At 56.8% G+C, this 3,229-nt stretch carries 1 rRNA gene; it reads left to right on the forward strand.

Annotated features, from left to right (window positions below):
- Positions 1 to 58: 58 nt before the first annotated feature.
- Positions 59 to 3,179: ribosomal RNA gene (locus AC0665_RS37550) — 23S ribosomal RNA — on the forward strand.
- The last annotated feature ends 50 nt before the right edge of the window (positions 3,180 to 3,229 follow it).

The raw sequence follows: 3,229 nt of genomic DNA on the forward strand, positions 1-3,229 counted from the left end.
CGGGGTGATGGGTGGCTGGTCGTTGTTTGAGAACTGCACAGTGGACGCGAGCATCTGTGGCCAAGTTTTTAAGGGCGCACGGTGGATGCCTTGGCACCAGGAACCGATGAAGGACGTGGGAGGCCACGATAGTCCCCGGGGAGTCGTCAACCAGGCTTTGATCCGGGGGTTTCCGAATGGGGAAACCCGGCAGTCGTCATGGGCTGTCACCCGCTGCTGAACACATAGGCAGTGTGGAGGGAACGCGGGGAAGTGAAACATCTCAGTACCCGCAGGAAGAGAAAACAACCGTGATTCCGGGAGTAGTGGCGAGCGAAACCGGATGAGGCCAAACCGTATACGTGTGAGACCCGGCAGGGGTTGCGTATGCGGGGTTGTGGGATCTCTCTTTTACGGTCTGCCGGCCGTGAGACGAGTCAGAAACCGTTGATGTAGGCGAAGGACATGCGAAAGGTCCGGCGTAGAGGGTAAGACCCCCGTAGTCGAAACATCAGCGGCTCGTTTGAGAGACACCCAAGTAGCACGGGGCCCGAGAAATCCCGTGTGAATCTGGCGGGACCACCCGCTAAGCCTAAATATTCCCTGGTGACCGATAGCGGATAGTACCGTGAGGGAATGGTGAAAAGTACCGCGGGAGCGGAGTGAAATAGTACCTGAAACCGTGTGCCTACAAGCCGTGGGAGCGTCGGATACGTGCTTGCACGTATCTCGTGACTGCGTGCCTTTTGAAGAATGAGCCTGCGAGTTTGCGGTGTGTTGCGAGGTTAACCCGTGTGGGGAAGCCGTAGCGAAAGCGAGTCCGAATAGGGCGTTTCAGTAGCACGCTCAAGACCCGAAGCGGAGTGATCTAGCCATGGGCAGGTTGAAGCGGAGGTAAGACTTCGTGGAGGACCGAACCCACCAGGGTTGAAAACCTGGGGGATGACCTGTGGTTAGGGGTGAAAGGCCAATCAAACTCCGTGATAGCTGGTTCTCCCCGAAATGCATTTAGGTGCAGCGTCGTGTGTTTCTTGCCGGAGGTAGAGCACTGGATAGGCGATGGGCCCTACCGGGTTACTGACCTTAGCCAAACTCCGAATGCCGGTAAGTGAGAGCGCGGCAGTGAGACTGTGGGGGATAAGCTCCATGGTCGAGAGGGAAACAGCCCAGAGCATCGACTAAGGCCCCTAAGCGTACGCTAAGTGGGAAAGGATGTGGAGTCGCAGAGACAACCAGGAGGTTGGCTTAGAAGCAGCCACCCTTGAAAGAGTGCGTAATAGCTCACTGGTCTAGTGATTCCGCGCCGACAATGTAGCGGGGCTCAAGCGTACCGCCGAAGTCGTGTCATTCACACAATAGGGCCAACGCCTGTGTGGATGGGTAGGGGAGCGTCGTGTGCCGGGTGAAGCAGCCGCGGAAGCGAGTTGTGGACGGTTCACGAGTGAGAATGCAGGCATGAGTAGCGATACAAACGTGAGAAACGTTTGCGCCGATTGACTAAGGGTTCCTGGGTCAAGCTGATCTGCCCAGGGTAAGTCGGGACCTAAGGCGAGGCCGACAGGCGTAGTCGATGGATAACCGGTTGATATTCCGGTACCCGCTGTGAAGCGTCAAACATCGAGCATCGTGATGCTAAGGCCGTGAAGCCGCCCTGATCTCTTCGGAGTTGAGGGGAGTGGTGGAGCCGCCGAACCAAGCGGTTAGTAGGTGAGTGATGGGGTGACGCAGGAAGGTAGTCCATCCCGGGCGGTGGTTGTCCCGGGGTAAGGGTGTAGGCCGTGATCTAGGCAAATCCGGATCACATAAGGCTGAGACCTGATGCCGAGCCGATTGTGGTGAAGTGGATGATCCTATGCTGTCGAGAAAAGCCTCTAGCGAGTTTCATGGCGGCCCGTACCCTAAACCGACTCAGGTGGTCAGGTAGAGAATACCGAGGCGTTCGGGTGAACTATGGTTAAGGAACTCGGCAAAATGCCCCCGTAACTTCGGGAGAAGGGGGGCCACACTCGGTGATGGGCTTTACGCCCTGAGCTGGGGGTGGCCGCAGAGACCAGCGAGAAGCGACTGTTTACTAAAAACACAGGTCCGTGCGAAGCCGTAAGGCGATGTATACGGACTGACGCCTGCCCGGTGCTGGAACGTTAAGGGGACCGGTTAGCTCCATTTCGGTGGGGCGAAGCTGAGAACTTAAGCGCCAGTAAACGGCGGTGGTAACTATAACCATCCTAAGGTAGCGAAATTCCTTGTCGGGTAAGTTCCGACCTGCACGAATGGCGTAACGACTTCTCGACTGTCTCAACCATAGGCCCGGTGAAATTGCACTACGAGTAAAGATGCTCGTTTCGCGCAGCAGGACGGAAAGACCCCGGGACCTTTACTACAGTTTGATATTGGTGTTCGGTTCGGCTTGTGTAGGATAGCTGGGAGACTGTGAACTCTGGACGCCAGTTCAGGGGGAGTCGTCGTTGAAATACCAGTCTGGTCGTGCTGGATGTCTAACCTGGGTCCGTGATCCGGATCAGGGACAGTGTCTGATGGGTAGTTTAACTGGGGCGGTTGCCTCCTAAAGAGTAACGGAGGCGCCCAAAGGTTCCCTCAGCCTGGTTGGCAATCAGGTGTTGAGTGTAAGTGCACAAGGGAGCTTGACTGTGAGACCGACGGGTCGAGCAGGGACGAAAGTCGGGACTAGTGATCCGGCGGTGGCTTGTGGAAGCGCCGTCGCTCAACGGATAAAAGGTACCCCGGGGATAACAGGCTGATCTTCCCCAAGAGTCCATATCGACGGGATGGTTTGGCACCTCGATGTCGGCTCGTCGCATCCTGGGGCTGGAGTCGGTCCCAAGGGTTGGGCTGTTCGCCCATTAAAGCGGTACGCGAGCTGGGTTTAGAACGTCGTGAGACAGTTCGGTCCCTATCCGCTGTGCGCGTAGGAATATTGAGAAGGGCTGTCCCTAGTACGAGAGGACCGGGACGGACGAACCTCTGGTGTGCCAGTTGTTCTGCCAAGGGCATGGCTGGTTGGCTACGTTCGGGAGGGATAACCGCTGAAAGCATCTAAGCGGGAAGCCTGCTTCGAGATGAGTATTCCCACCTCCTTGAGAGGGTAAGGCTCCCAGTAGACGACTGGGTTGATAGGCCGGATATGGAAGCACGGTAACGTGTGGAGTTGACCGGTACTAATAGGCCGAGGGCTTGTCCTCAGTTGCTCGCGTCCACTGTGTTGGTTCTGAAACCACGAACAGCCCCACGT

The sequence above is a fragment of the Streptomyces sp. NPDC043685 genome (assembly GCF_056436585.1).